Consider the following 25,461-nt stretch of genomic DNA (forward strand, 5'->3'; position numbering starts at 1 on the left):
TACCGTGTTTTGTTGAAATCCATGTATTTGGTGTGCTCCGGTTGACTAGAACGACGACACACAGCGGAGCTGCCGTGAACGGCCTGGAACCCGTCTGAAGCCCAAGAAAAGACCAAGGAAACAGAACAGGAACCGAGCCTCAGGCAACCTATCCGATTGGCCGCCCCAGTACAATCGATCCGGCTCATCCGATGCCAACTTATACCGCCTTGCCTGCGGCTTAACGGCTCGTTGTTTTGCCGATTCGTGCCCCCTATCTAGGCATGCACCGGGGCTCTCGCAACGAGGCCACCCGGTCCAGCCAGCAGGGAATTGGAAGCCGCATGAGCACGTTCGACAAGCGCCAGGAAGGCTTTGAGAAGAAGTTCGCCCTCGACGAGGAGCAGAAATTCAAGGCGGAAGCTCGCCGCAACCGGCTGCTCGGGCTGTGGGCGGCCGAAAAGCTCGGAATGTCAGGCGAAGCCGCTGCGGCCTATGCCAAGGAGGTCGTCGCGGCCGATTTCGAGGAAGCCGGCGATGACGACGTCCTGCGCAAGGTCATGGGTGATTTCGCCGCCAAGGACGTGGCGATCACCGAGCAGGCGATTCGCGCCAAGATGAGCGAGCTGATCGCCGTGGCGGCCGCCGAGGTGAAGGCCGGGAAATAAGCTGGCGGGAGCGGCGAATGGTGAGGTCAATCCCGTTCGCCGCTCGCCCCATAACGGCTTGCGGACAGCCCCGGGCAATGCCAAATGAGCGGCATGTCCAAAGATCACACACCCGATCACATTTCAAACGTCCTCGCCGAACGCTATGCCTCGCCCGCCATGCGCGCCATCTGGAGTGGCGAAGGCAAGGTTCGCCTCGAGCGCGACTACTGGATCGCCGTGCTGAAGGGTCAGCGCGATCTCGGCATCCCGGTGCCGGATGGCGTGATCGAAAGCTACGAGCGCGTGAAGGACCAGGTTAGCCTTGAGTCCATCATGCGCCGCGAGCGCATCACCCGCCACGACGTCAAGGCGCGCATCGAGGAGTTCTGCGAACTCGCCGGTCACGAGCACCTGCACAAGGGCATGACCAGCCGCGACCTCACCGAGAACGTGGAGCAGTTGCAGGTCTACCGCGGGTTGCAGCTGATTGAGACCAAGACCATCGCCGCGCTGATCCGTTTTGCGAAACACGCAAATCAGTTGCGCGATATCCCGTTCACGGCCCGCACGCACAACGTGGCCGCGCAGGTCACGACGCTCGGCAAGCGTATCGCGATGTTCGGCGAAGAGATGCTGCTGGCGCATCAGAGCCTGGTCAACCTGCTCGACACCTATCCGGCACGCGGCCTGAAGGGCGCGGTCGGCACGCGGCTCGACCAGATCACCCTGTTCAATGGCGATGCCGGCAAGGCCCGCGCGCTCGAACAGCAAATCCTCAAGCACCTCGGCCTGCCCAAGAGCTTTGATGCTGTCGGCCAGGTCTATCCGCGTAGCCTCGACTTCCGCGCGGTCAGCGTGCTGGTCGATCTCGCCAGCGGTCCGGGCAGCTTCGCCAAGACGTTGCGGCTGATGGCGGGGCACGAACTCGCCAGCGAAGGTTTTGCCAAGGGCCAGGTTGGCTCATCCGCGATGCCGCACAAGATGAACAGCCGCTCCTGCGAGCGCATCAACGGCCTGCACGTGGTGCTGAAGGGCTATCTCGCGATGGCCGCCGGCCTCGCCGGCGACCAGTGGAACGAAGGCGACGTCTCCTGCTCCGTGGTCCGCCGCGTCATGCTGCCCGATACTTTCCTCGCCATGGACGGCCTGCTCGAGACCCTGCTCTCGGTGCTCGACCAGATGGAGATATTCGACGCCGTCGTCGCGACCGAGCTCAACCGTTATTTGCCCTTCCTGCTGACCACGACGGTCATGATGGAAGCGGTGAAGAAGGGCGCCGGCCGTGAGGGCGCGCACGAGGCGATCAAGGAGCATGCGGTGGCGGCCATCCGCGATCTGCGCACCGGCAAGATCGTGCAAAACGACCTGTTGCAGCGTCTCGCTGCCGATCAGCGACTCGGCCTGAGCGCGGCCGAGCTGCAAAGCGTGCTCGATCACGGGCGCGCCAATTCCGGCGACGCCGGCGCGCAGGTCGATCACTTCGCCGAGCAGGTCGAAGCTCTGGCAAAGGCGAAGCCTGAAGCGGCCCGCTACACGCCGGGCGCGATCCTGTAGCGAATAGTGAGTAGCGAGTGGGAAAGACCCATTCGCTACTCGCAATCCGCCGTCTACCCCTCCTTGAAGCCATACTCCGGCACGTTGCCGCTGGCGCCGTAATATTTGTACGGCAGGAATTTTCCGCTCATGGTGATCTTGACGCGGTCGCCCTTCGGGTTGGCGACGCGCTCGATCCCCATGTCGAAGTCGATCGCCGACATGATGCCGTCGCCGAATTCCTCCTCGATCAGCGCCTTCCAGGCGGGGCCATTCACCATCACCATCTCGTAGAAACGATAGATCAACGGATCGGTCGGCGGCATCGGCGTGCCGGTACCGCGCATCGGCACCTCGTTCAGCATCGCGGTCTCCGCCTTCGACAAGCCGAACAGCTCACCGGCGTTCGCCGCCTGCGGCTTCGTCAGCTTCATCTGACCGAGGATCGCGCCGACGATCAGCACCTCGGCATAGCCGCCCACCTGCTCGCAGATGTATTTCCAGGTCCAGCCCTTCTCGCGCTTGATGTCGAGCAGTTTTTCGGTGAGGTCTTCGCGTTTCATTTTGGGGTCTCCCTTTCAGGCGGTTAGTCCAGGACTGGTCCCGGGTGTCCAAGTCTGTCGTTGTTCGTCGCCGCTAGATGCGATCGTCAGTCCTGGCTTGCCGATCTGCACCACGGGCACGTTGCGCGGATCGTGATCGGGCTTCTCGGCCGTAAAGGTCTTGCTGCGCGTCACCAGGAAATCGATGATGTGGTTGCGCAGCGCGTAGTAGAGCGGATGCCGGTGCAGGTCGGTGCGACCGCGATCCCGGGGCAACGGATTCTCGACGACCTCGGCGAGCACCGCACCGGGGCCGTTGGTCATCAGAAAAATCTTGTCGGCCAGATAAATCGCCTCGTCGACATCGTGGGTGATCATGAACGCGGTCTGCCCGGTCTCCAGACAGATACGCCGTACCTCGTCCTGCAGCGTGCCGCGCGTCAGCGCGTCGAGCGCCGAGAACGGCTCATCCATCAGCATCATCTTCGGCGTGATCGACAGCGCGCGTGCGATGCCGACGCGCTGCTTCATGCCGCCGGAGAGTTCTGACGGCCGCTTGTGCTCGGAGCCGGAGAGACCAACGAGATCGATGAAGGTCTGAGCGTGCGCCTTTACTTTGGCGCGATCCCAGCGTCGCCATTTCGAACTTACGGCATAGGCAACGTTGCCGAGCACCGTGCGCCACGGCAGCAGCGCATGGCTCTGGAAAATCACCGCGCGGTCGAGGCTCGTGCCCGAGATCGCCTGTCCGTCGACGATGACAGTACCCTCGCTCGGCGCATCAAGGCCGGCAAGAATATTGAGCACCGTGGTCTTGCCGCAGCCGGAATGGCCGATCACGCAGCAGAACTCGCCGCGCGCCATCGACAGCCAGAGATTCTCGAACACCGTGGTCGTGGCGCCGCTCGCGCCGGGATAACGTTTTGCGATGCCTTCGATGGAGATAAATTTGTCGGTCACAGCCCCTACTCCGGAAACGTGACCATGCGCGTGAAACGCGCGAGGATCTGGTCGAGTAGCATGCCGACGACCCCGATCAGCAGGATCGCGATGATGACGTTGGTGATCGAGAGGTTGTTCCACTCGTTCCAGACGAAGTAGCCGATGCCGGTGCCGCCGACGAGCATCTCGGCCGCGACGATCACGAGCCAGGCGATGCCGATCGAGATGCGCATGCCGGTCAAAATCGTCGGCGCCGCCGCCGGCAGGATCACGGTGAAGGCGCGCCTGAGCGTGCCGACTTCCAACGTACGTGCGACGTTGATCCATTCCTTGCGCACGCTCGCCACCCCAAAGACGGTGTTGAGCAGCATCGGCCAGATCGAGCAGATGAAGATGACGAAGATCGCAGAGATCGAAGAGTCCTTGATGGTGTAGAGCGCGAGCGGCATCCAGGCCAGCGGCGAGATCGGCTTCAACACCTGGATGAAGGGATCGAGCGCTTTGCTGAGCAGCGGCGACATGCCGATCAGGAAGCCGAGCGGAATGGCGACGAGCACGGCGAGCAGATAGCCCATGCCGACGCGCGCGATGGAATAGCCGAGCTGGATGCCGAGCCCCTTGTCGTTCGGCCCGTTGTCATAGAACGGCCGCTTCAAATGCTCCCAGAGCTTTGCGCCGACATCGAGCGGCCCGGGCATGGCGGATTTGCCCTGCGTGGCGGTCAGCCCCATCAGCTTGGCGTATTCCGGGCTCATCGTCGCGACCGGTGCCGTCGAGCGCGTGGCGAGATGCCAGATGCCGAGGAACGCGGCGAGCAGCGCGATGGAGACGATCCCGGCGCGGAGGCGGAGGGAGGATGTCATCGCGCAAGCTCCACCGCTCGTTTCCCGGACGCGATGCAGCACGCAGTGCTGCTTCGCAGAGCCGGGACCCAGTCGGGCCACATGGGTCCCGGTTCTGCGTCGCACCGCTTCGCGCTGCGCCGCGCCCGGGACACGAGAGCGGAGATGCTCACGATGCCTTCCTGATCTTGAAGCTCGCGACGTAATCCTCCGGCTTGGCCGGATCGAAGTTCTTGCCCATCACCGCGAAGGATTTGTAGGCGGTCGCCGGCGGCGTCAGGCCCATCTCCGTCATCAGCTTCTTGGTGTCGGTCGCCAAATACACCTGCTCGGCCACCGCCTTGTAGTCGACATCGCCCTTGATCTGGCCCCAACGCTTCATCTGCGTCAGCATCCAGACCGCAAAGGACTGCCAGGGGAACGGATCGAAATCGACACGCTTGGCGTCGGTCTTCACGCCGCCAAGGCCGTCAGCGTAGGTTCCGGTCAGGACCTGCTCCAGCACGGTCACAGGCGCGTTGATGTAATTGGCCGGCGCGATGGCCTCCGCAATCTGCTTGCGGTTCTCCGCCTTCGAGGCATAGGCGGTGGCATCGACGATCGCGCGCGTCAGTGCCGCAAAGCTGTTCGGCGCGGTCGTGATGAACTCTTTGCTCGCGGCGAAGCTGCAGCAGGGATGGCCGTCCCAGATCTCCTTGGACAACAGATGCATGAAGCCGACGCCGTCATAGATCGCGCGCTGGCAGATGTTGTCGGGCGCGAGGAAGCCGTCGATGTTGTCGGCGCGCAAATTCGCCACCATCTCCGGCGGCGGCACCGAGCGCAGCTGCACGTCGGTGTCGGGGTCGATGCCGTGCTCGGCGAGATAATAGCGCAGCAGGTAATTGTGCATGGAATAGTCGAAGGGAATGGCGAACTTCATGCCCTTCCAGTCCTTCGGGTCGCGCTTGTCCTTGTGCTTGGTCGCCAGCACGATGCCCTGCCCGTTGATGTTCTCGATCGCGGGCACGGCGAAGGGAATGGCATTAGCGCCCAGGCCGAGCGAGATCGCGATCGGCATCGGCGCCAGCATATGCGCGGCGTCGTATTCCTTGTTGATGGTCTTGTCGCGGATCACGGCCCAGCCCGCGGTCTTCACCACTTCGACGTTGAGACCGTGCTTGGCATAGAAGCCCAGCGGTGCCGCCATGATGATCGGCGTCGCGCAGGTGATCGGGATGAAGCCGACCTTGAGGTCCTTCTTCTCGGGCGCACCTGTTTGCGCAAAGACCTCGGTCGCGGCCTTGATCGGGAAGAATTGCGAGAGTGCTGCCAGCGCCGTCGACGCTCCGACCGATTTCAGGAAGGCGCGCCGCGCCACGTCCTGCGGAAACATCGCGCGCATGACGGCGGAAGCAACGACGCCCTCGTAACGCTTCTCCTCGCTCTCGACCGGCTCGCAGCGCAACGCGGCCTGCTCATGCTCCACCGCGGATTGATGCTGGCCACAGGCACAGCCGGCTCGAAGGTGGCGATCGGGATCAAACGGATTGTCAAACATGGACATCGGACCTCCTGCGCGTCATTGCGAGCAGGAATTACGCAAGGAGCATGCCACCGCCTGTTGGCGAGCCAGTGCCTTGATGACGCAGCACTTTCGGTCACACTTGGCTGCTACGAAAACTCGTGATAAACGAAATCTCGTAGTTCAATTACGAGATTTCGCAATGGCAACGACGCCCATGCTTGAACATGACGAACCCGTCGAAGCCATCGATCCGCGTGTCGCGGCGTTCGAATCCTCGGTCGAGGCGACGCTGCTGGTCGATCCCTATGGCGACCAGATCGTCGATGCCAACCCGGCCGCCTGCACCCTGCTCGGCTACGACCGCGCGCTGCTGCGGCAGACCAGGGCCAGCACACTTCATGCAGGCGAGCTCCCGGCCCTCACCGTCTTCACCCAGGCCGTGCTGCACAAGGGCGCCTACTGGACCACCGCGCTCAACCCCCGCCATGCCACTGGCCAAAATCTCCGGCTGGAATATGCCGGCTGCGTCCTGCCCCATGACGGCCGCACGCTGCTGCAGCTCACCCTCACCGATCTCGAAGCCCGGCGCCGCCGCAATGTCGATGCCGCCGCCGAAGACCATATGCGCAGCGGCATCTCGACCTGGCAGCGGGTCGAGCGCGTGTTCCAGGACATCGAGCGCGAGAACCAGCTGATCCTGCGCGCTGCCGGCGAAGGCATCTATGGCGTCAATGCCGAAGGCAAGACCACATTCGTGAACCCGGCGGCCGAGCGCATGCTGGGCTGGACTGCCGAAGAGCTGGTCGGCAAGGAAATCCACCCCATCATGCATCACACCCATCATGATGGCCGGCACTATCACAACCATGATTGCCCGATCTACGCGGCGTTTCGCGACGGCGCCGTGCATCAGGTCGACGGCGAGGTGTTTTGGCGCAAGGACGGCTCGCCGGCCTGGGTCGAATACACCTCCACGCCGATCCGCGATCGCGGCGTCGTGGTCGGCGCCGTCGTGGTGTTCCGCGACGTCAGCCAGCGCCGCGAGGCCGACGAGAAGCTGCACGCCGCGCTCACCGAAGTGGATCGCCTGCGCGAGCGGCTCGAGCTGGAAAACGCCTATCTCCAGGAAGAAATCCGCATCGAGACCAATCCGCGCGGCATCATCGGCGGAAGCGAGGCGGTCCAGCAGACGTTGCGCCAGGTCAAGCTGGTGGCGCCAACCACGGCCGCGGTGATGATCACCGGCGAATCCGGCACCGGCAAGGAGCTGATCGCGCGCGCCATCCACGAAGACTCCACCCGCAGCGACCGGCCGCTGATCCGCGTCAACTGCGCCGCGATCCCGCGCGAGCTGTTCGAGAGCGAGTTCTTCGGCCATGTCCGCGGCGCCTTCACCGGCGCAACGCGCGACCGCATCGGCCGGTTCGAGCTGGCCGACGGCGGCACGCTGTTCCTCGACGAGGTCGGCGAGATCCCGCTGGAGCTCCAGGGCAAGCTGCTGCGCGTGTTGCAGGAGGGTAATTTCGAGCGCGTCGGCCAGGAGCGCACCCGCACGGTCGATGTCCGCGTCATCGCCGCGACCAATCGCGATCTCAAGCAGGAGGTGCAGCGCGGCCGCTTTCGCGAGGACCTCTATTTCCGCCTCAACGTGTTCCCGATCGAGACGGTACCCTTGCGCGAACGGCGCGAGGACATTCCGCTGCTCGCCCAGCATTTCTTGACGCGCGAGAGCAAGGCGCTGAAGTCGAATTTGCGCCTGTCGGAGGGCGATGCGCGGCGGCTGACGCGCTACGACTGGCCCGGCAATGTCCGCGAATTGCAGAACGTGATCGAGCGCGCCGCGATCCTGTCGCAGAACGGCCGCCTGCGCATCGACCTACCGGATGTATCAGGCGCGCAAGCTCCGGCCGGCGCGGCGCGTCAGAAGGCCGATGCGCGTCCGGCGGTCATGACATCATCGGAGATGCGCGACCACGAGCGCGCCAACATTGTTGCCGCGCTTGAGGCCTGCGCAGGGAAAGTCTTCGGCCCCGGCGGTGCGGCCGAGATGCTCGACATCAAGCCGACCACGCTGGCCTCGCGGATCAAGGCGCTCGGAATTGCGCCTCGTCCGCATGCCCTCGGTTAGCGGCGCTCAGGCCGCCTTGGTCGTCACATCGGATGCAATCGGCAGCCCCTGCTCGATCGGCAGCGACGGATCGCGCGACCATTCGTTCCAGGAGCCGAAATACATCCGCACGTCCTTCACGCCCGCATTCTTCAGCGCCAGGAAGGTGTTCGAGGCGCGCGCGCCCTTGAAGCAGTAGAGATAGACCGGCGTCGTCGTCGAGATGCCGACGGTGGCGCATTCGGCCAAAATCTCGTCCTTGGACTTGAAGCGCGGGCCCTCGGCGGTCGGCTTCATCATGCGGTACCATTCCAGCCAGACGGCGCCGGGGATGCGGCCCTTGCGCGGGCAGAAGTCCTTGCCATAGGGCGACGAGCTGTCGCCAATCCATTCATCGACATCGCGCACGTCGAGGATGGCGATGCCGGGCTTGCCGACGGCGCCGAGCATGGTCTTCGCATCGATCAGGATTTCGCCGGCTTCAGGCACGATTCCAAACGAGGCCTTTGCCGGCGCCGGCACGTCCGTCGTCACCGGGAAGCCCGCGGCCGACCACGCGTCAAAACCGCCATGCAGCACCTTGATCTTGGGATAGCCGAGCATGGTGAGGAGATAGTAACCGCGGCAGGACTGTCCGAAGCCCGAGTTCATCGACTGCTCGTAGATCACAGCCGTTTCCTTGCCGGAGAGACCTGCGCCGCCGAACGCGTCGGCGAACTTGGTCTTCAACTCGGCCATGCCTTCCGGCGTCGAGGTCGCAAGGAACGTAAAAATCTCATGCACGTTGACGGCGTTCGGCAAGTGGCCGGCGGCGTAGGCATCGGGATTGCGGGTGTCGATGACGACACACGGCTCAGTCTTCAAGAGATCGGCGAGTTCGACGGCAGTGATCAGGACGTCAGTCATGGCAGCCTCTCCGTTGAGGTTGGGGGTCTTCGGGGTGGGCACGTAAAGAGTCATGAATCCGCGAGCATCTTGCGCAGCTGCTTCGTGGCCGGCGTGACGATCGCGACAAAATAAGCCTCGCGCAGGCGCCGCTGCGCGCGGTGACTTTTGAGGTAGCCGCGCGCGCCACAATGCAGCATCGCCGCATGCGCCGCCGCGACGCTGGCTTCGCCAGCGCGAAGCCTGAGCGCAATCACCTTGCGCCAGTAGGTCTCCTCCTCGTTGTAGGGATCGCGCGCCAGCGCCATGGTCTCGGTTTCGAGTTCGCTCGCGAGATCGCGGAAATGCACCGGCTGCTGCGGCAGGTAACGGTTGATGTGGCCGAGGGAGTTGTCGACCTCGTCCATGATGCTGATGCAGTCGCGGATGACGCCGAGCGCCATGCCGACCTGGAGCAGGATGAAGCCGGCGCGGATCCTCTTGACGAAGGGTGCTGCGGGATCGGCGAGGATCAGCTCATCCGGCACGAACACGTCGCGGAACTGCACTCCGTAGGTGCCGGTTCCGTCCATCGCAAGGAACGGCTTGCACGGCGTCAGCGTGATCGCGGGATCGGAGCAGTCGGCCAGGAACATGACAGTGCCGGGCTCGTCCTCGCGTTCGAAGATGGTGCCGAAGTAATGGTCGGGGCCAAGATTGGAGACCCAGGGCAGCGCGCCGCGCACGATATAGCCGCCCTCGACCTTGCGCCCCTTCAGCTTCAGCTTCTCGATGCCGAAGAAACTCTTCATCGGATTGGAGAGCCCGGTGCCGCCGAGCACCCGGCCGGTCGAGAAGGCATCGCCAAAGCGTTTGGCGAGCTTCATGTTGGTCGAGTTGGCGGCGTACCAGACCAGCGTGTTCTGACACCAGGCCATGAAGGCCGTGGCACCGCAGACCTCGCCCATCGCCGCCATCGTCTGGATGGCGCAGCGCAGATCGGCCGGACCTTCGTGGGGCACGTGGCTGCCCCACGCCCCGACCGCGCCGAACGCGCGCAGCACCTCGGCCGGATAGACCGATCCCTCATCGATGCCGGCGGCAAGCGGCGCGAGTTGCTCCTTCGCGATCCGCGCCACCTCGCCGGCAATGGACGGCGCGGGCTGATCCAAAATGTCGGCCCGTGATAAAGCCAGTGAACCCATGATCGTCTCCCGCACCTTGTCCTGTTGTGATCAGCTCAGACGCCGACCTCGAGATTGACCGGGCGCGTAAACGTGTTGGCGACCGGCGACCATTGCTTCACATGGGTGACCAGCGCGTTGATCTCGTCCTGCGAGATGCCCTCGCATTCCATGTCGACCTTGACCCGCACATCGGTGAAGCCGACCGGCTTGTCGGAGGTGTCGCCGGTGCCCCAGACCGCGGTGATGTTGAGGTCGCCTTCGAGCTCGAGCTCGAGCTTGTTGACGATCCAGCCGCGATGCACCGCGTTGGCGTGCAGGCCGACCGCAAGGCAGGAGCCAAGTGCGGCGAGCGAGGCTTCCGACGGATTTGGCGCGGTGTCGTCACCCAGAAGGCCCGGCGGCTCGTCGACGATGTAGGGCTGGAGATTACGGATGTAGTTGGCGTGGCGGAATTTTCCTTCCGCGACCGTCTTGCATTTCAAGGTCTTGATGACCTTCGGATTGGCCTTGCCGTTGGCGATCAGTTGCTCGAGGCCATTCTTGTCGATGGGTGCGAGGCAACCCGTCAGCACTGTCTTTTGAACGACGGCAGTCATCATTTTCTCCCTGGCAGCCGTGGAATCCGGCAGGATACCGAACGGTCTGTTTCCTTGCATGGAGCGTGCCAGAGGGGGCCAAAAACAAAAGGCGAGGCATTGGAGCCGCTTAGCCGGCGCTGCCTGCAGATTGATCAGCCGCCGCTTGCTCAAAGGCGATGCAGATGCGTTATCCCTTGCGAATCTTTTCAGCGCGGAACAGATGCGGCTTGCTGATGCGGCGCGGCTGCGGGTAAGTTCGTCACCATGACAAAGACGGCAAAGAAGAAGTCTCATTCGCCCCACGCCGGCGCGGGCGAAGACGAGTCCGCGCGCGGGCGCCTGCTCAGCGCGGCGACGCATCTGTTCTGCAAGAACGGAATCAACGCCACCGGCATCGATGCGATCATCGAGGAAGCCGGCACCGCGAAGACCACGCTCTATAAATTGTTCGGCTCCAAGACCAACCTCGTCAACGCGGTGCTGGAGAGCGAGGGCAAGCAATGGCGGGAATGGTTCATCGGCGCCATGGAAGCAGGCGGCGGCGATGCGCAGGCGAAACTGACGCGCATCTTCCCTGCGCTGAAGAGCTGGTTCGCCGAAGAGCGCTTCTACGGGTGCCCCTTTATCAATGCGGTCGGTGAGCACGACAAGGACGCCAAGCAGTTTCGCAACATCGCGCTGAAGCACAAGAAGATCGTGCTCGGCCATATCGAGAAGCTCGCCGGCGAGCTCGGCTCGAGCGAGCCCGCGGTGCTCGCGCATCAGCTCGGGCTGTTGATCGACGGTGCGATCGTGGCCGCGATGATCTCGCGCGATCCGGGCGTGGCGGATACGGCAGCGCTCACGGCAGGTCCCCTGCTCGGCCAGACCAAGGCGAAGAAGAAGCGTGAGTTAGAGGTGGTGTGACTCTGCCGTGATCCTGTAGGGTGGGCAAAGGCGCGCAGCGCCGTGCCCACGACCTCTACCTGGCTGAGCAACATCGTGGGCACGCTTCGCTTTGCCCACCCTACGAGACCGGGCGCTATCGCTTCGTTCCCTCGCCCTTCACTCCCTCCACAAACTGCCTGATCGCCTCAAGCACGGGCCCCTGATCCCCGGCAAAGAACCAGTGATCGCTGCCGTCGAGTTCGACGAACTCGGCACCGCTGATCCGGCTCGCGAGATCGCGGCCGGCCGCGATCCGCACGGCCTTGTCGCCCCGACGGTGCAGCACCAATGTCGGCACGGCAATTTGCGGCAGCAGATCGCGCACATCGGCGTCGCGAAACGCCTGGAGCACCGCCGCGATGCCGCCGGGACTGGACGCCGCACGCAGCAGTCCTGCCCACCACGCGCGCGCCTGGGGATCATTGGCAAGGCTCGGCGCAAAAGCCTCGATCCCGACCGGACCACCCCATTGCGCAACGAGATGCCTGCTCCACGCGTCATACTGGCTCGCGCGCAGCGCGTGCGGATAGTCCTCGGACCAGCAGCCTTTTGCCAATGCGCCGAACAGAATGAGCCCGGCCACGCGGCGCGGCTCATCGACAGCGAATTTAACGCAGGCCGGCCCGCATTCGGACGCGCCGAACAGCACGACGCGGCGCGAATCCGCCGCCCGCAGCACAGTGCCAATATCCTCCGCTGTGACGTCGATGTCAGGGGCTGAGCCAACCCGGTCGGACAGTCCGATGCCGCGGCGATCGAATACGATCAGGCGGCCAAGCTTCATCAACGACGCCAGGAACGTCCGGCTCGCCGGATGCTCCCAGGCGCGCTCCACATGCGAGACGAAGCCGGGCATGACCAGGATATCGAGCGGCCCGCTTCCGTAGGTCTGATAGGCCAAATGCAGGCCGGCGCCCTTCACATAGCGTGTCACGGGCGCGGCATCGCGCAGCGCCGCCGCAGGGCTCATCAGCGCCTCGGTCTCGGCCTCCGGCGCGACGCCAAGCTCGTCGCGCAGCCGCTGTGTCAGCGCCGCATGGTGCCGCTCGGCCGCGCTGCGGTCGCCTGCCAGCAGCAGGCTGCGGATCAGGTAGCGGCCATAGACCTCGCTGAGCGGATCGAGCTCGACCAAGCGTCCCGCATGCGTCGTCGCGGCAAAATGATCGCCGGCGGCGCTCCTGTCCTGCACCAGACGCTCCAGCGCGTGCACCAGCCGCCCCCGCAGCGCCTCCCTGCGAAAGAACGCCCAATCGTCGAATTCGCGACAGTCGTCCAGAGCGAAGCCCGCCAGGAAGTCGCCCCGATAAATCCGGCAGGCCCCTTCAAACGCGCCGCGGTCGCAGGCGCTCTCGAACAGATGCGAGTCGACGCTCAGCTCGACCGCCGGAGACCATCGCAGGCTGGTGCGGTCGGTCTCGAAAACTGGTTGGCCCAACGCGAGCTCGACGCGGTGAAGCAACCGCCGCAGTCGGGCAAGGCCGGTCTCGCGATCAGCCTCGGGCCACAACTGCGTGGCGATCACCTCTCGCGCGACCGCGCCCTTGGCTTCCGCGAGATAGACCAGCAGCGCGAGCCCCTTGCGCAGGGCCAGCTTGATGGGGCGGCCGTCGGCGTGGACCTCGGGGAACCCGAACGTCCCAAGCGAGAAAGCCGTCATGGACACCCCTTCCTCCCCTCACCGCGTCCCCGGAGGACGTACAGGGGACGGTCGCGCGGTAGCCATCGGGCCAGATCGGGTCCTTCGCCAGCGAGCAATTCAGGCTCCTGCATGCGGCACCGCTGTACCGGGCACAATAGGAAAAAACATGGTCTCGCGCCTTCTCATTCTGCTCTACGCCCTCGTGAGCTACGCGCTGTTCACGGTCTCATTTCTCTATGCGCTCGGTTTCGTCGGCAATTATGTCGTGCCCAAATCAATCGACTGGTCGATCGACGTCGGCAGCTCCACGAATTTGGGCGAAGCCATCGTCGTCAATCTGCTGCTGATGAGCCTGTTTGCTATCCAGCACAGCGTGATGGCGCGCACCGGTTTCAAACGATGGTCGGCCAGATTCCTTCCCGCAGCCTGCGAGCGCAGCACCTATGTTCTGCTCTCGAGCCTGATCCTCCTGTTGCTGTTCTGGCAGTGGCGTCCGATCCCGACCGTGATCTGGCAGACGGACGGATTTGTGGCCTGGCTGCTGACCGCTGCGCATTGGCTCGGCTGGCTGATCACGTTCGCCTCGACCCACATGATCGATCATTTCGACCTGTTCGGCCTGCGCCAGGCTTTCTCCACGCTGCGCGGGGCCGAGATATTAGGTCAATCCTTCCGGACGCCGCTGCTCTACAAGATCGTGCGGCATCCGATCATGCTGGGCTTCCTTCTCGCGTTCTGGGCCACGCCCGTGATGACATCAGGGCATTTGCTGTTTGCGCTCGCAAACACCGCCTACATCCTGGTCGCGCTCCAGTTCGAAGAGCGCGATCTGATCGCCGCGTTCGGCGCGACATATCAGCAATATCGCCAGCGCGTTCCCATGCTGGTGCCGGGTCTGTTCGTGCGCCGCCAAGCCGATGATCACCGGTCTGTCGGAGAGTCACGATGAGAGCCGTGTTGTGCAATTCGTTTACCGGACCAGAAGATTTACGCCTCGGTGAGATCGTCGAGCCGAAGCCGGCGGGCGACGAGATTCTGATCGATGTCCATGCGGCGTCCGTGAGCTTCATGGACCAGTTGCTGGTCTCGGGCCTCTACCAGATGCGGCCGCCGACGCCCTTCGTGCCCGGTACCGAAGCATCGGGCGTCGTCGTCGCCGTTGGCAACAAGGTCACCAGATTCGCTCCCGGCGATCGCGTGGCGTGCAGCGCCTGGACCGGCGGCTACGCCGAACGGATGACAGCGAAGGAATCGAAGTGCGTGCGGCTTCCTGAGGGCGTCGCGTTCGAAGCGGCGGCAACGGTGCTGCACAATTACGGCACGGCCTATTATGCGCTGGTCGAGCGGGCACGGGCGCAACGCGGCGAAACGCTGTTCGTCACGGGCGCCGCTGGTGGTGTCGGCCTCGCCGCGGTCGATCTTGGCCGCCATCTCGGCCTGCACGTCGTCGCTGGCGTCGGCTCCGACGACAAGGCTGCCCTGGTGCGCGATTACGGCGCCCGCGAGGTCATCAACTATCGGAGCGAGGACCTGCGCGACCGCATCAAGTCGATCACCGGCGGTGACGGCATCGATGTCGGTTTCGACAATGTCGGCGGCGCGATCTTCGAGCACATGGCACGTCTGATGAAGTGGGCCGGACGGCTGATGCCTATCGGCTTTACCGGCGGTGAGATTCCGTCAATCCCGATGAACCTGCCGCTGTTGAAGAACTATTCCATCCTCGGGGTCTTTGCCGGCGCCTGGGCGGAGAAATTTTCCGCGGAGGCCGCCAGCATGAACGATACGCTGGTGCAATTGCTGGCCGAAGGAAAAATCCGGCCGCATATCGACCGCGTCCTCCCTTTGGAGGAGGTCGGGGACGCCATGCGCGCGCTGGCCAACCGGACGGTTCAGGGACGAATTGTGCTCAAGATCAGGTAAGGTGCGTCAACGACGAAGAAAGAACCGATGACACAGATCATCATCGACAAGCGCTATTGCGGTCCCCCGAACTCCGGCAACGGCGGTTACGTCTGCGGCCGGCTCGCCCGTCACATTCCCGGGGCTGCGGAGGTGACACTGCGCGCGCCGCCTCCGCTGGACACGCCGCTCGATACGATCGCGGCGGACAGCGGCACATGGGAGCTTCGCGATGGCGCCAAGGTCGTCGCGACGGGGCGAGCGGCAAGCGTCGAACTTGCGCGCGTGGAGACAGCGAGCTTCGAGGAGGCCTGCGCCGCCGAATTACTGACGCCGGTGAAGCCGAACGAGCATCCCCTGCCGACCTGTTTCGTGTGCGGTCCCGCGCGGGCGAAAGGCGACGGCCTGCGCATTTTCGCCGGACCGCTCGGCCGTCATTCGCAGAACGCCGTTCTCGCGGCGAGCTGGACGCCGGATTCGAATCTCGCCGCCGAGGACGGCCTGGTCGCCCCCGAATTTCTCTGGTCGGCGCTCGATTGTCCCACCGGCTATGCCTGCAACTACAATCAAGAGAGCGATGGCTTCGATCAGGCGCCGCTCCTGCTCGGCCGCATGTCAGCCCGGATCGAGTCCCGCCCGCGCCCCGGCGACCGCTGCATCATCACGGCGTGGCCCACCGGCCGCGACGGCCGCAAGCGCACTGCGGAGGCCGCGCTGCAGGATGAAGCCGGGAAGTTGCTGGCGGTCGCGAAGACGACATGGATTGCAGTCGACCGCGACGTGCAGCTTGGGCGCGGATGAAGGTCAGGTATGGTGGGCAAAGGCGCATAGCGCCGTGCCCACCACTTCAGCTTAGTTGATAGAAATGGTGGGCACGCTTTGCTTTGCCCGCCCGACGAGACCGTCCCCAATCGCAATCAGCGGCTCGCTCGAAACGCGGCAAGTTCGACGTCGGCGGCCGGTTTCTCGATAAAGGTCTTCGGGCAATCGGCTGCCGCCTGCTCGAACAGCTTCAACGCCTCTTCCCTGGAGCCGCCCTGTAGTGCGCGCTCGGCGATATAGAAATTGGCCTCGCAGACCTGCCCCTTTCTCTTCACCGGGTCGAGGTCTTCGGCAGCGCTGAGCACCTGCTCCGGAGTCATCGTGCCAAGAAAGAGATTGACGATCGGCGCCGGCCATTTCGTCGCGTCGAGCTGCTTTGCAGCCTCGTTCAATCGGCTCGGTTGGTCACTGCGCTTTCCAACAATCTCGCGCCATAAGACCGGATAGGCGCCTTTTGGATCAAGCTGGATCGCCTGATCCAGATCGGTCAACGATTTGTCGAATGAAGCTTGCTGCCAATAAACCCGCGCACGATGAAAGTAGGCGCGGGCATCCTTGGGATCGAGTTGCACGAGTTGATCGTAGTCCGCAAGCGAGCGGCCGAAGTCCCCCTTTGCCTTGTACGCGTTAGCGCGGAGCCCGAGAGCATCCTTGTCTTTGGGATTAAGACGGATCGCCTCATCATAGTCTGCGACAGCGCGGTCAAGCTCCCCTTTCGCGTGGTAGGCCGCTCCCCGAGCGCGAAGCACAGGGCCATCCCCTGAAGCGAGTACAATTGATTCACCAGCGACGGACGCGGAAATGGTGTCACCATCCTGACCTTGAATCTGAGCCTGCCGATCGCCGGGGTTTCCTTGACCCTGATGTGCCAGCTGAAGCACTTGGTTGTAGTCGGCAATGGCGCGATTATAATCGCCTTTTCGAGCATAGGCGACACCGCGGCAGCCGTAGGCAGATCGGCTTTGTGGGTTCAGCTCGATGATCCGGTCATAGTCTGCGATAGCGCGGTCGAGTTCGCCCAGCTGAGAAAAGGATTCGGCTCGGAAGTAGTAGAAATTCTCGTTCTTTGGCCTGATCTGCATTGTTTGATCGAGCTCGGCCAATGCACGCTCTCTGTTACCCTTAGCGAAGTAAACTCGTCCGCGACACAACTGGCCACCGCCGGTTTGGGGGCTGATCTCAACCGCCCGATCACAGTCGACCATGGCCCGGTCCGGATCTCCCTTGCGGACGTAAGTGAGGCCTCGTTCGACATACGCGATGACATTCTCCGGATGGATCAGGAGAACCTGATCATAGTCGGCGATGGCCCGGACGAAGTCGCGTCTCGCCGAATAGACGTGAGCACGTCCTACATATGCATAGGTACTCTTCGGATCGAGCTCGATCACCTTGGCGTAATCTAGCAGCGCGGTTTCGGGCTCTTGCTTTTGGAGGAACGCAGACGCCCTCGCGATACGGGCGTTCAGATTGCCCGGATCGCGCTCGATGATCTGGTTGTAGTCCGCGACCGCTAGGCCGACCTCGCCCTTCTGGCGGTAGAACATGGCGCGGCGGAAGCGCGCCATGATCGCACCTTGCTGCATGCCCGTTGCCGCCTGGATAATAGCGGTGCAACCCGCGATGCGATCATCAACGCTGAAATTTCCGACCGCATTGCACTTCGCGGTCAAAGGCATTTCCGCGCGCGCAGCCGATACTTCGAGCAAGTTCGTCAGCGCCAACGCACTCACGCCTGCTGCCGCACAGACAAGTGTGCGGCCCGTGATTCCAAACATGCAGTCCCCAACTCAATTCCTGGGAACTGTCATAGCAACCGATTGCGCTCCCGCACAGCCCTCGGTTGCGGCGCGACGTGCAGCTCGGGCGCGGATGACGGTCTCGTAGGGGCGGCAAAGGCGCGCAGCGCCGTGCCCCCCTGTCTCGGCCTCTTCGATCGAGATGGTGGGCACGCTTCGCTTTGCCCATCCTACGAGACCTTTGCCTGACGAGACCTACGCGCCCTGCTCGATCATCGCTGCAAGCCGCACCAGCTCCGCCTCGATATCCCGCTCCACATCCGCCGCGCGAATGTCGAGCACCCGATAATCCCGCGCTTCCAGCCAGGCCCTCCGCGACGCCCGATCAGCAGCGATGGTCTCGCCCTCACCCGGGTTGACCAGCTCGATCGCGATCCGGTGCGGGAACGAGACAAAGTCGGGGATATGGCGGCCGACCGGGGTCTGGCGCTTGAACCCTCCTGCGAAACGGCGATCACGCGTGAGGGCTTGCCAGAGCAGGCGCTCGGCATCGGTCGGGTTGCGTCGGAGCAGGCGGGCGAGGCCGCGCACGGTCGAGCCACTGTCGGGCGCTCCACCTCCCTGTCCGTGCTCGGCCAGCAGCGCGCGCAGGCGCGTGGCCTGCTCGCCATCGAGCACGCCGCCCTTGGCCGGGCCCTTGCGCCCTTCCGCGATCGCCATCACCACGCCGTGCAGCGTGTGCATGTCCTGCTTGGTCGGCTCCATCCGGCTAAAGATGTTGCGCAAATTGACCAGCATGGTGTCGCGCTTCTCGGCCGGGCGCAAGAATTCGACCCGGTCGAGCTCGCGGATGAGGTTGTCGAAGAAGGCCTGCATCTGGTGCTGCGAGGCGCGCTCGGAACGCTCCGGCATCGCGTGCGGCAGCTCGCCCGAGGTCGCCCGCTTGAACCATTCGTAGCCGACCAGCAGCACGGCCTGGGCGAGGTTGAGCGAGGCAAAGCCCGGATTGACCGGGAAGGTGATGATGCGGTTGGAAAGCCCGACCTCCTCGTTGGTCAGGCCCCAGCGCTCGCGGCCGAACAGGATGCCGGCCTTGCCGCCGGTCGCGACATGCCCAGCGATCTCGCTGGCTGCGGCCTCAGGCCCGACCACCGGCTTGGCCTGATCATGGGGACGAGCCGTGGTCGCAAACAGCAGGTCGAGATCGGCGACGGCCTCACCGACCGTGCCGAACAATTCGACCTTTTCCAGAATGTGGTCGGCGCCGGCGGCGGCCCGCTGTGCCGCGATGTTGGGCCAGCCGTCGCGGGGATTGACGATGCGCAAGGCGCCGAGCGCAAAATTGCCCATGGCGCGTGCGGCCATGCCGATGTTCTCGCCAAGCTGCGGCTCGACCAGGATCACGATGGGACCGTCGAGGGAAAGGCCCGCTTTGCTCTTGTCAGTCCCCGACATCTGGTTTCGCTTTCACTCTGGTTCTCAAGGCCTTGCAGAGGCCGTCTCAGGAATTGATTCAAGCCGGCCGCCAGCCGGCTCGCCCCGTCTGCCTGTCGTTTGCCTGTCCTGACGAAATTCTCAAGGGAAATAACGGGTTGGATTCGGTTTTTGAATCTCGCCTGAAACTTCACCCCACCCCTGCGGCCAGGCGCCAGCCCGCCCCCCATCTGTGGAAGCTGGATGAGCTAAAAGTGCATAATCACTTGGCTTTCGCCCGCCGCGGTCAGGTGCTATGACGCCGCTTATATTCCCGTTTGCGCCCCCGGGCGCCGTTCCCAAGAGGCTTCTCCGATCATGGCAAAAATCAAGGTGTCCCAACCCGTCGTCGAACTCGATGGCGACGAGATGACCCGGATCATCTGGCAGTACATCAAGGACAAGCTGATCAACCCCTACCTCGATGTCGAGCTGCTCTATTTCGACCTGGGCATGGAATACCGCGACGAGACCAACGATCAGGTCACGATCGATGCCGCCGAAGCCATCAAGAAGGTCGGCGTGGGCGTCAAGTGCGCCACCATCACCCCGGACGAGGCCCGGGTGAAGGAGTTCAACCTCAAGCAGATGTGGAAGTCGCCGAACGGCACCATCCGCAACATCCTCGGCGGCGTGATCTTCCGCGAGCCGATCATCTGCAAAAACGTGCCGCGTCTGGTTCCCGGCTGGACCAAGCCGATCATCATCGGCCGCCACGCCTATGGCGACCAGTACCGCGCCACCGACATCAAGTTCCCGGGCAAGGGCACGCTGACGATGAAGTTCGTCGGCGAGGACGGCACCGTGATCGAGAAGGAAGTGTTCAAGACCCCGGGCGCCGGCGTCGCCATGCAGATGTACAATCTCGACGATTCCATCATCGACTTCGCCCGCGCCTCGCTGAACTACGGCCTGCTGCGCAATTATCCGGTCTATCTCTCGACCAAGAACACGATCATGAAGGTCTATGACGGCCGCTTCAAGGACATCTTCCAGGACGTCTACGAGCGCGAGTTCAAGAAGGAATTCGACGCCAAGGGCCTGACCTACGAGCACCGCCTGATCGACGACATGGTGGCCTCGGCGCTGAAATGGTCCGGCGGCTATGTCTGGGCCTGCAAGAACTACGACGGCGACGTGCAGTCCGACACCGTCGCGCAGGGCTACGGCTCGCTCGGCCTGATGACCTCGGTGCTGCTCACCCCCGACGGCAAGACCGTCGAGGCCGAGGCCGCCCACGGCACCGTGACCCGCCACTACCGCGAGCACCAGAAGGGCAAGGAGACCTCGACCAACTCGATCGCGTCGATCTTCGCCTGGACCCGTGGCCTCGCCCACCGCGCCAAGCTCGACAACAATGCCGAGCTCGCCAAGTTCGCGAGCACCCTGGAGAAAGTCTGCGTCGACACCGTCGAGGAAGGCTACATGACCAAGGACCTCGCGCTCCTGGTCGGTGCCGACCAGCGCTGGCTCTCGACTACCGGCTTCCTCGACAAGGTCTCGGAGAATCTCACGAAAGCGTTGGCGGCGTAAGCCTGCGCATTATTTTGGCCTGACCGGGGTTAGACATCATTATGGGCCGCGCGCAGGCGCGGCCCATTCATTTTGATGCCACTGTGCGGAGCCCCTCCATGTCCATCATCAAGTTCGCCGTCCCCTCCCTGCTGCTGCTCGCGGCCATGGCCGGACCCGCCTCGGCCGCAGAGACGCTGCCCGAGGCCATCGCCGCACCCGGCGAGAGCCTCGTGCTCAGCGTCCACGCCGAGGGCGCGCAGGTTTATGAATGCAAGGCCGGCACCGACGGCAAGCTCGCCTGGGCCTTCCGCGAACCGATCGCGACGCTCTTGTCCGAAGGCAAGACCGTCGGCCGCCACTATGCCGGCCCGAACTGGGAGCTCGCCGACAGCAGCGCCGTGGTCGGCAAGGCCATCGGCAACGCGCCGGGCGCAACGCCCGCCGATATCGCCTGGCTCAAGCTGGAGGTCGCCTCCCGCCGCGGCAGCGGCGTGCTGACGCCTGTCACCACGGTCCAGCGCATCAACACCCATGGCGGCAAGCTCGAGGGTTCTTGCGACAAGGCCGGCGAATTCAAGAGCGCGCCCTACTCGGCAGAGTATGTTTTCCTGAAGAAGGGCTGATCGCTCAGCGGTCGGTGCCTTCGCGCTCGGCCTGCGCCAGCTCAGCGGCCGCGAGATCGCCGGTCTCCTCCAGCCGCGCCTTCGCGGTCTCGTGGACATGGGCGGCGAGCGTCGGCATGCGCGCGATCAAGGCGTGAAAATCCTGGGCGTCGAGCAGCAGGAGCCGGGTCTTGCGCATCGCCGTCACCGTGCCGCTGCGTTTTGTCTTGTGCAGCAGCGCGATCTCGCCGAAAAAAGTGCCGTCGGTGAGCCGCACCTGCTGGCTCGGCAGCGCGATCTCGACCTCGCCGGCGGTGATGAAATACATCGACGAGGCCGCATCGCCCCGCCGCACCAAGATCTCGCCCTGCTCGATCGTTCGCGCGCGCAAGAGCCGCATGATGTCGGCAATCTCCGCGGCCGCGAGATGCGAGAACAGCGGCACCCGCGCCAGCATGCCCCAGGTCACCACGAAGTCGCGCCGCCTCACCTCTTCCGCGAACCCTGTGGAGATGATCGCGACCGGCAGCGCGATCATGGCGAAGCCCGAGATGATCGCGAACACCGAGATGAATTTTCCGAGCGCCGTCACCGGCACCACGTCGCCATAGCCGACGGTGCCGAGCGTCACGATCGCCCACCACATCGCATCCGGAATGGTGCCGAGCTTGCTCGGCTGCACGTCGCGCTCGATCGCGTAGAGCAACGAGGCAAATGTCAGCACCACACCGAACAGGATGACGATGCAGCCGATCAGCGCCCGCCGCTCGGCATGCACGGCCGCCAGCAGCGAGCGCATCGCCGGTGAATAACGAATGAGCTTGAAGAACGGCAGCACGCCGAGCGCTGCCAGCGTCGCGTGCCGCCCCGTGGCGAGCACGATTGCCGCGGGCAGGAACGCCAGGAGGTCGATGATCCCAAGCGCGGAGAAGGCATAGCCGAGCCGGTCGGCGAGCGCCGTGCCTTTTCGCGGCGTGTGGCCGGCGACCGTCCAGAGACGCGCCGCATATTCGAGCGCGAACACGATCACGGACAGGATGGTGATGCCTGAGAACAGCGCGCCGAACTGCGCGTCCAGCTCCGGCACCGAGGCCAAAATCATCGCGGCGACGTTGAGCACGATGACGCCAATGATCAGCTGGATGAAGCGCGATCCGGCCGAATAGGCCAAGGGATCGTGCTCCAGCAATTCGTAGAGGCGATCCCTCAGATCGGGATCGGCTGAGCCATGCCCTCGCGGAACGAGGCCCACGGCCGTTTACGCAGCCCCCATCGCTTTTTCGATCGCCGCGAGCGCATCAGCCGCCTTGGCACCATCGGGGCCGCCGGCCTGCGCCATGTCGGGCCGGCCGCCGCCGCCCTTGCCGCCGAGCGCTTCGGAAGCAATCTTCACCAGATTGACCGCATTGAAGCGCGCGGTGAGGTCCGCGGTGACGCCGACCACGACGCCGGCCTTGCCGTCCTCGGTGACGCCGACGATGGCAACGACGCCGGAGCCGATCTGCTTCTTGCCGTCGTCGGCAAGGCTCTTGAGATCCTTCATCTCGATGCCTTCGACCGCACGCGCCATCAGCTTGACGTCGCCGATTTCGCGCACGCCGGTGGACGCGCCATTGCTGGCCGCCGCGCCACCGCCCATCGCCAGCTTCTTGCGGGCGTCGGAGAGCTCGCGCTCGAGCTTCTTGCGCTCGTCCATCAGCGCGGTGATGCGCGCGGGAACGTCGTCGATGGAGGTGCGCAGCTCGTTGGCCGCCGTCTTCGCCAGCGCCATGGTCTCGTTGGCGTGCTTGCGCGCATAATTGCCGGTCAGCGCCTCGATGCGGCGGACGCCGGAGGCGACAGCGCTCTCGCCGGTCAGCGTGATCAGGCCGATATCGCCGGTGCGCCGCACATGCGTGCCGCCGCAGAGCTCGACCGACCAGCCGAGCGCATTGGCGCCGCGCTCACGCGCGGTCCGGCCCATCGAGACGACGCGGACCTCGTCGCCGTATTTCTCGCCGAACAGGGCGCGCGCGCCGGCCTCGCGGGCTTCGTCGACGCCCATGACGCGGGTCGTGACCTCGTCGTTCTCCAGCACCACGTCGTTGGCGATGTCCTCGACGCGGGCAAGCTCCTCCGGCGTGATCGGCTTCGGATGCACGAAGTCGAAGCGCAGGCGATCCGGCGCGACCATCGAGCCGCGCTGGGCGATGTGATCGCCGAGCACCTGGCGCAGCGCTTCATGAATGAGATGCGTCGCCGAATGATGCGCGCGGATCGAGGAGCGCCGCGCATGATCCACTTCGAGCTGCAGCGCGGTGCCGAGCTTCAGCTCGCCGCTCTCGACGGTGCCGACGTGAACGAAGAAATCGCCGAGCTTCTTCTGCGTCTCGGTGACGCGGAATTTGATCCCGCCCTCGCCCGTCAGCACGCCGGTGTCGCCGACCTGGCCGCCTGATTCCGCGTAGAACGGCGTCTGGTTCAGCACGATCGCACCGGTCTCGCCGGCCTTGAGGCTGGTGGCTTCCTTGCCGTCCTTCACCAGCGCGGACACGACGCCTTCAGCGCTCTCGGTCTCGTAGCCGAGGAATTCGGTGGCCCCGAGTTTTTCGCGTAGCGGGAACCAGATCGCTTCGGAGGCCGCCTCGCCAGACCCCTTCCAGGACTCGCGCGCCTTGGCCTTCTGGCGCTCCATCGCGTCGGTGAAGGCGGACTGATCCACGCCGATGCCGCGCGACTTCAGCGCGTCCTGCGTCAGATCCAGCGGGAAGCCATAAGTGTCGTACAGCGTGAAGGCGACGTCGCCGTCGAACATGTCGCCCTTCTTCAAGGACGCGCTCTTCTCATCGAGAATGGAGAGGCCACGCACCAGCGTCTTGCGGAAGCGGGTCTCTTCCAGCCGCAGCGTTTCCTCGATCAGATTCTCGGCGCGCATCAAATCCGGATAGGCCTGGCCCATCTCGCGGACCAGCGCCCACACCAGGCGATGCATCAGCGGCTCTTTCGCACCGAGCAGCTGCGCATGACGCATCGCGCGGCGCATGATCCGGCGCAGCACGTAGCCGCGGCCCTCGTTCGACGGCAGCACGCCGTCGGCGACCAGGAAAGCCGAGGAGCGTAAATGGTCGGCGATGACGCGGAACGAGGCCACGGTCTCTTCGTTCGGCCCGCTGCCGAGCGCGGACGCGGTCGCGTCGATCAGGTGACGAAACAGATCGGTCTCGAACACGCTGTCCACGCCCTGCATGACGCTGGCCATGCGCTCCAGCCCCATGCCGGTGTCGATCGAGGGACGCGGCAGATCCACGCGCTCCTCCTTCGTCACCTGCTCGTATTGCATGAACACCAGGTTCCAGAACTCGAGGAAGCGGTCGCCGTCCTCCTCGGGTGAACCGGGAGGGCCACCCCAGATATGGTCGCCACGATCGATGAAAATCTCCGAGCACGGGCCGCACGGGCCGGTGTCGCCCATCGCCCAAAAGTTGTCGGAGGTCGGGATGCGGATGATCCGGTCGTCGGAGAAGCCCGCGATCTTCTTCCAGAGCCCGGCCGCCTCGTCGTCGGTGTGATAGACGGTGACGAGCAGCTTGTCCTTCTTCAGCCCGTATTCCTTGGTGATGAGCTTCCAGGCCAGCTCGATCGCGCGCTCCTTGAAATAGTCGCCGAACGAGAAGTTGCCGAGCATCTCGAAGAAGGTGAGATGGCGCGCGGTGTAGCCGACATTGTCGAGGTCGTTGTGCTTGCCGCCGGCGCGCACGCATTTCTGCGACGTGGTGGCGCGCTGATAGGGCCGCTTCTCGACGCCGGTGAAGACATTCTTGAACTGCACCATGCCGGCATTGGTGAACATCAACGTCGGATCGTTGCGCGGCACCAAGGGCGAGGACGACACGATCTCGTGGCCGTTCTCGGCAAAGAAGTTCAGAAAGGTCGACCTGATTTCGTTGACGCCGCTCATGTTCATCCAATCGGGTGTGCTTGGACCCGCTTCCCAGCCATCCAAACCTGACATTTGGGCTGATATCTGCGGGCCACAGCGCTTTTAGACAAGGCCAGCTTCGCTGTCCAGAAACTGTGCAGACGGATCAGTGGGTTGCCGCAGGCGCGCAATCCCGTTGCAATCCCTTTGGAA

21 protein-coding genes are annotated in these 25,461 nt (G+C 64.1%); 9 read left to right on the plus strand and 12 right to left on the minus strand.

The window, feature by feature from the left end; genetic code table 11:
• Window positions 1–323: 323 nt before the first annotated feature.
• A complete protein-coding gene (locus B5V03_RS07230; RefSeq protein ID WP_129268577.1) occupies window positions 324–647 on the plus strand; it encodes a DUF1476 domain-containing protein in 324 nt (107 codons plus the stop codon).
• A 93-nt stretch (window positions 648–740) separates the two neighbouring features.
• A complete protein-coding gene (purB, locus tag B5V03_RS07235; RefSeq protein WP_129268579.1) occupies window positions 741–2,183 on the plus strand; it encodes an adenylosuccinate lyase in 1,443 nt (480 codons plus the stop codon).
• Window positions 2,184–2,236: 53 nt separating this feature from the next.
• Here purB and cynS read toward each other — a convergent pair whose 3' ends face one another.
• The 4 genes from cynS to B5V03_RS07255 form a co-directional block, all read right to left on the minus strand.
• A complete protein-coding gene (gene cynS, locus B5V03_RS07240; RefSeq protein ID WP_008135039.1) occupies window positions 2,237–2,725 on the minus strand; it encodes a cyanase in 489 nt (162 codons plus the stop codon).
• A gap of 15 nt (window positions 2,726–2,740) precedes the next feature.
• The gene (locus B5V03_RS07245; protein ID WP_129268581.1) at window positions 2,741–3,664 is read right to left on the minus strand and encodes an ABC transporter ATP-binding protein; all 924 of its coding nucleotides are present in this window, start codon (window positions 3,662–3,664) and stop codon (window positions 2,741–2,743) included.
• Window positions 3,665–3,669: 5 nt separating this feature from the next.
• On the minus strand, window positions 3,670–4,509 hold the full coding sequence (gene ntrB, locus B5V03_RS07250; protein ID WP_129268583.1) for a nitrate ABC transporter permease: 840 nt from the start codon (window positions 4,507–4,509) through the stop codon (window positions 3,670–3,672).
• 148 nt (window positions 4,510–4,657) lie between these two features.
• A complete protein-coding gene (locus B5V03_RS07255) occupies window positions 4,658–6,034 on the minus strand; it encodes a CmpA/NrtA family ABC transporter substrate-binding protein (RefSeq protein WP_129268585.1) in 1,377 nt (458 codons plus the stop codon).
• 160 nt (window positions 6,035–6,194) lie between these two features.
• Between B5V03_RS07255 and B5V03_RS07260 the strand changes: the two genes are divergently transcribed.
• Window positions 6,195–8,123, plus strand: a complete 1,929-nt coding sequence (locus B5V03_RS07260; RefSeq protein ID WP_129268587.1) for a sigma 54-interacting transcriptional regulator — start codon at window positions 6,195–6,197, stop codon at window positions 8,121–8,123.
• Between the two features lie 6 nt (window positions 8,124–8,129).
• Here B5V03_RS07260 and B5V03_RS07265 read toward each other — a convergent pair whose 3' ends face one another.
• From B5V03_RS07265 to B5V03_RS07275, 3 genes are read right to left on the minus strand one after another with little or no spacing between them, the layout of a single operon-like run.
• Complete coding sequence (locus B5V03_RS07265) at window positions 8,130–9,008, minus strand: sulfurtransferase (protein ID WP_129268589.1); 879 nt, start codon at window positions 9,006–9,008, stop codon at window positions 8,130–8,132.
• A 50-nt stretch (window positions 9,009–9,058) separates the two neighbouring features.
• Window positions 9,059–10,171 carry an acyl-CoA dehydrogenase family protein gene (locus B5V03_RS07270; RefSeq protein WP_164987838.1) on the minus strand — a complete coding sequence of 371 codons (1,113 nt, stop codon included), beginning with the start codon at window positions 10,169–10,171 and terminating at the stop codon, window positions 9,059–9,061.
• A 35-nt stretch (window positions 10,172–10,206) separates the two neighbouring features.
• Window positions 10,207–10,749, minus strand: coding sequence for an OsmC family protein (locus tag B5V03_RS07275; protein WP_129268593.1), 543 nt, complete (start codon window positions 10,747–10,749; stop codon window positions 10,207–10,209).
• Between the two features lie 246 nt (window positions 10,750–10,995).
• Between B5V03_RS07275 and B5V03_RS07280 the strand changes: the two genes are divergently transcribed.
• Complete coding sequence (locus B5V03_RS07280) at window positions 10,996–11,637, plus strand: TetR/AcrR family transcriptional regulator (RefSeq protein ID WP_129268595.1); 642 nt, start codon at window positions 10,996–10,998, stop codon at window positions 11,635–11,637.
• Between the two features lie 115 nt (window positions 11,638–11,752).
• Here the strand turns inward: B5V03_RS07280 and B5V03_RS07285 are convergent, their stop codons facing one another.
• Complete coding sequence (locus B5V03_RS07285; protein ID WP_129268597.1) at window positions 11,753–13,315, minus strand: alpha/beta fold hydrolase; 1,563 nt, start codon at window positions 13,313–13,315, stop codon at window positions 11,753–11,755.
• A 148-nt stretch (window positions 13,316–13,463) separates the two neighbouring features.
• On the opposite strand from B5V03_RS07285, the gene mddA reads away from it, so the two are divergent.
• From mddA to B5V03_RS07300, 3 genes are read left to right on the plus strand one after another with little or no spacing between them, the layout of a single operon-like run.
• On the plus strand, window positions 13,464–14,246 hold the full coding sequence (gene mddA, locus B5V03_RS07290) for a methanethiol S-methyltransferase (protein ID WP_129268599.1): 783 nt from the start codon (window positions 13,464–13,466) through the stop codon (window positions 14,244–14,246).
• Window positions 14,243–15,220, plus strand: coding sequence for an NADPH:quinone oxidoreductase family protein (locus tag B5V03_RS07295; protein ID WP_129268601.1), 978 nt, complete (start codon window positions 14,243–14,245; stop codon window positions 15,218–15,220). Before mddA ends, B5V03_RS07295 begins: the two co-directional genes overlap by 4 nt.
• Window positions 15,221–15,247: 27 nt before the next feature.
• Entirely contained in the window at window positions 15,248–16,000 is a 753-nt protein-coding gene (locus B5V03_RS07300; protein ID WP_129268603.1) for a hypothetical protein, read from the plus strand.
• 116 nt (window positions 16,001–16,116) lie between these two features.
• Here B5V03_RS07300 and B5V03_RS07305 read toward each other — a convergent pair whose 3' ends face one another.
• Both B5V03_RS07305 and B5V03_RS07310 read right to left on the minus strand, forming a co-directional pair.
• The gene (locus B5V03_RS07305; protein ID WP_245502179.1) at window positions 16,117–17,799 is read right to left on the minus strand and encodes a tetratricopeptide repeat protein; all 1,683 of its coding nucleotides are present in this window, start codon (window positions 17,797–17,799) and stop codon (window positions 16,117–16,119) included.
• Between the two features lie 216 nt (window positions 17,800–18,015).
• Window positions 18,016–19,215 carry a TrmJ/YjtD family RNA methyltransferase gene (locus B5V03_RS07310; protein WP_129268605.1) on the minus strand — a complete coding sequence of 400 codons (1,200 nt, stop codon included), beginning with the start codon at window positions 19,213–19,215 and terminating at the stop codon, window positions 18,016–18,018.
• A gap of 336 nt (window positions 19,216–19,551) precedes the next feature.
• Here B5V03_RS07310 and B5V03_RS07315 point away from each other — a divergent pair, with 336 nt between their 5' ends.
• Both B5V03_RS07315 and B5V03_RS07320 read left to right on the plus strand, forming a co-directional pair.
• Complete coding sequence (locus B5V03_RS07315; protein ID WP_129268607.1) at window positions 19,552–20,766, plus strand: NADP-dependent isocitrate dehydrogenase; 1,215 nt, start codon at window positions 19,552–19,554, stop codon at window positions 20,764–20,766.
• Between the two features lie 98 nt (window positions 20,767–20,864).
• A complete protein-coding gene (locus tag B5V03_RS07320; RefSeq protein ID WP_129268609.1) occupies window positions 20,865–21,371 on the plus strand; it encodes a DUF3455 domain-containing protein in 507 nt (168 codons plus the stop codon).
• A 4-nt stretch (window positions 21,372–21,375) separates the two neighbouring features.
• On the opposite strand, the gene B5V03_RS07325 is transcribed toward B5V03_RS07320, so the two are convergent.
• Both B5V03_RS07325 and alaS read right to left on the minus strand, forming a co-directional pair.
• The gene (locus B5V03_RS07325) at window positions 21,376–22,602 is read right to left on the minus strand and encodes a cyclic nucleotide-gated ion channel (RefSeq protein WP_129268611.1); all 1,227 of its coding nucleotides are present in this window, start codon (window positions 22,600–22,602) and stop codon (window positions 21,376–21,378) included.
• A 6-nt stretch (window positions 22,603–22,608) separates the two neighbouring features.
• A complete protein-coding gene (gene alaS / locus B5V03_RS07330; RefSeq protein ID WP_164987839.1) occupies window positions 22,609–25,287 on the minus strand; it encodes an alanine--tRNA ligase in 2,679 nt (892 codons plus the stop codon).
• Window positions 25,288–25,461 lie beyond the last annotated feature (174 nt).

The sequence above is a fragment of the Bradyrhizobium betae genome, assembly GCF_004123905.1.
In the GTDB taxonomy this organism is placed as follows: Bacteria; Pseudomonadota; Alphaproteobacteria; order Rhizobiales; family Xanthobacteraceae; genus Bradyrhizobium; species Bradyrhizobium betae_A.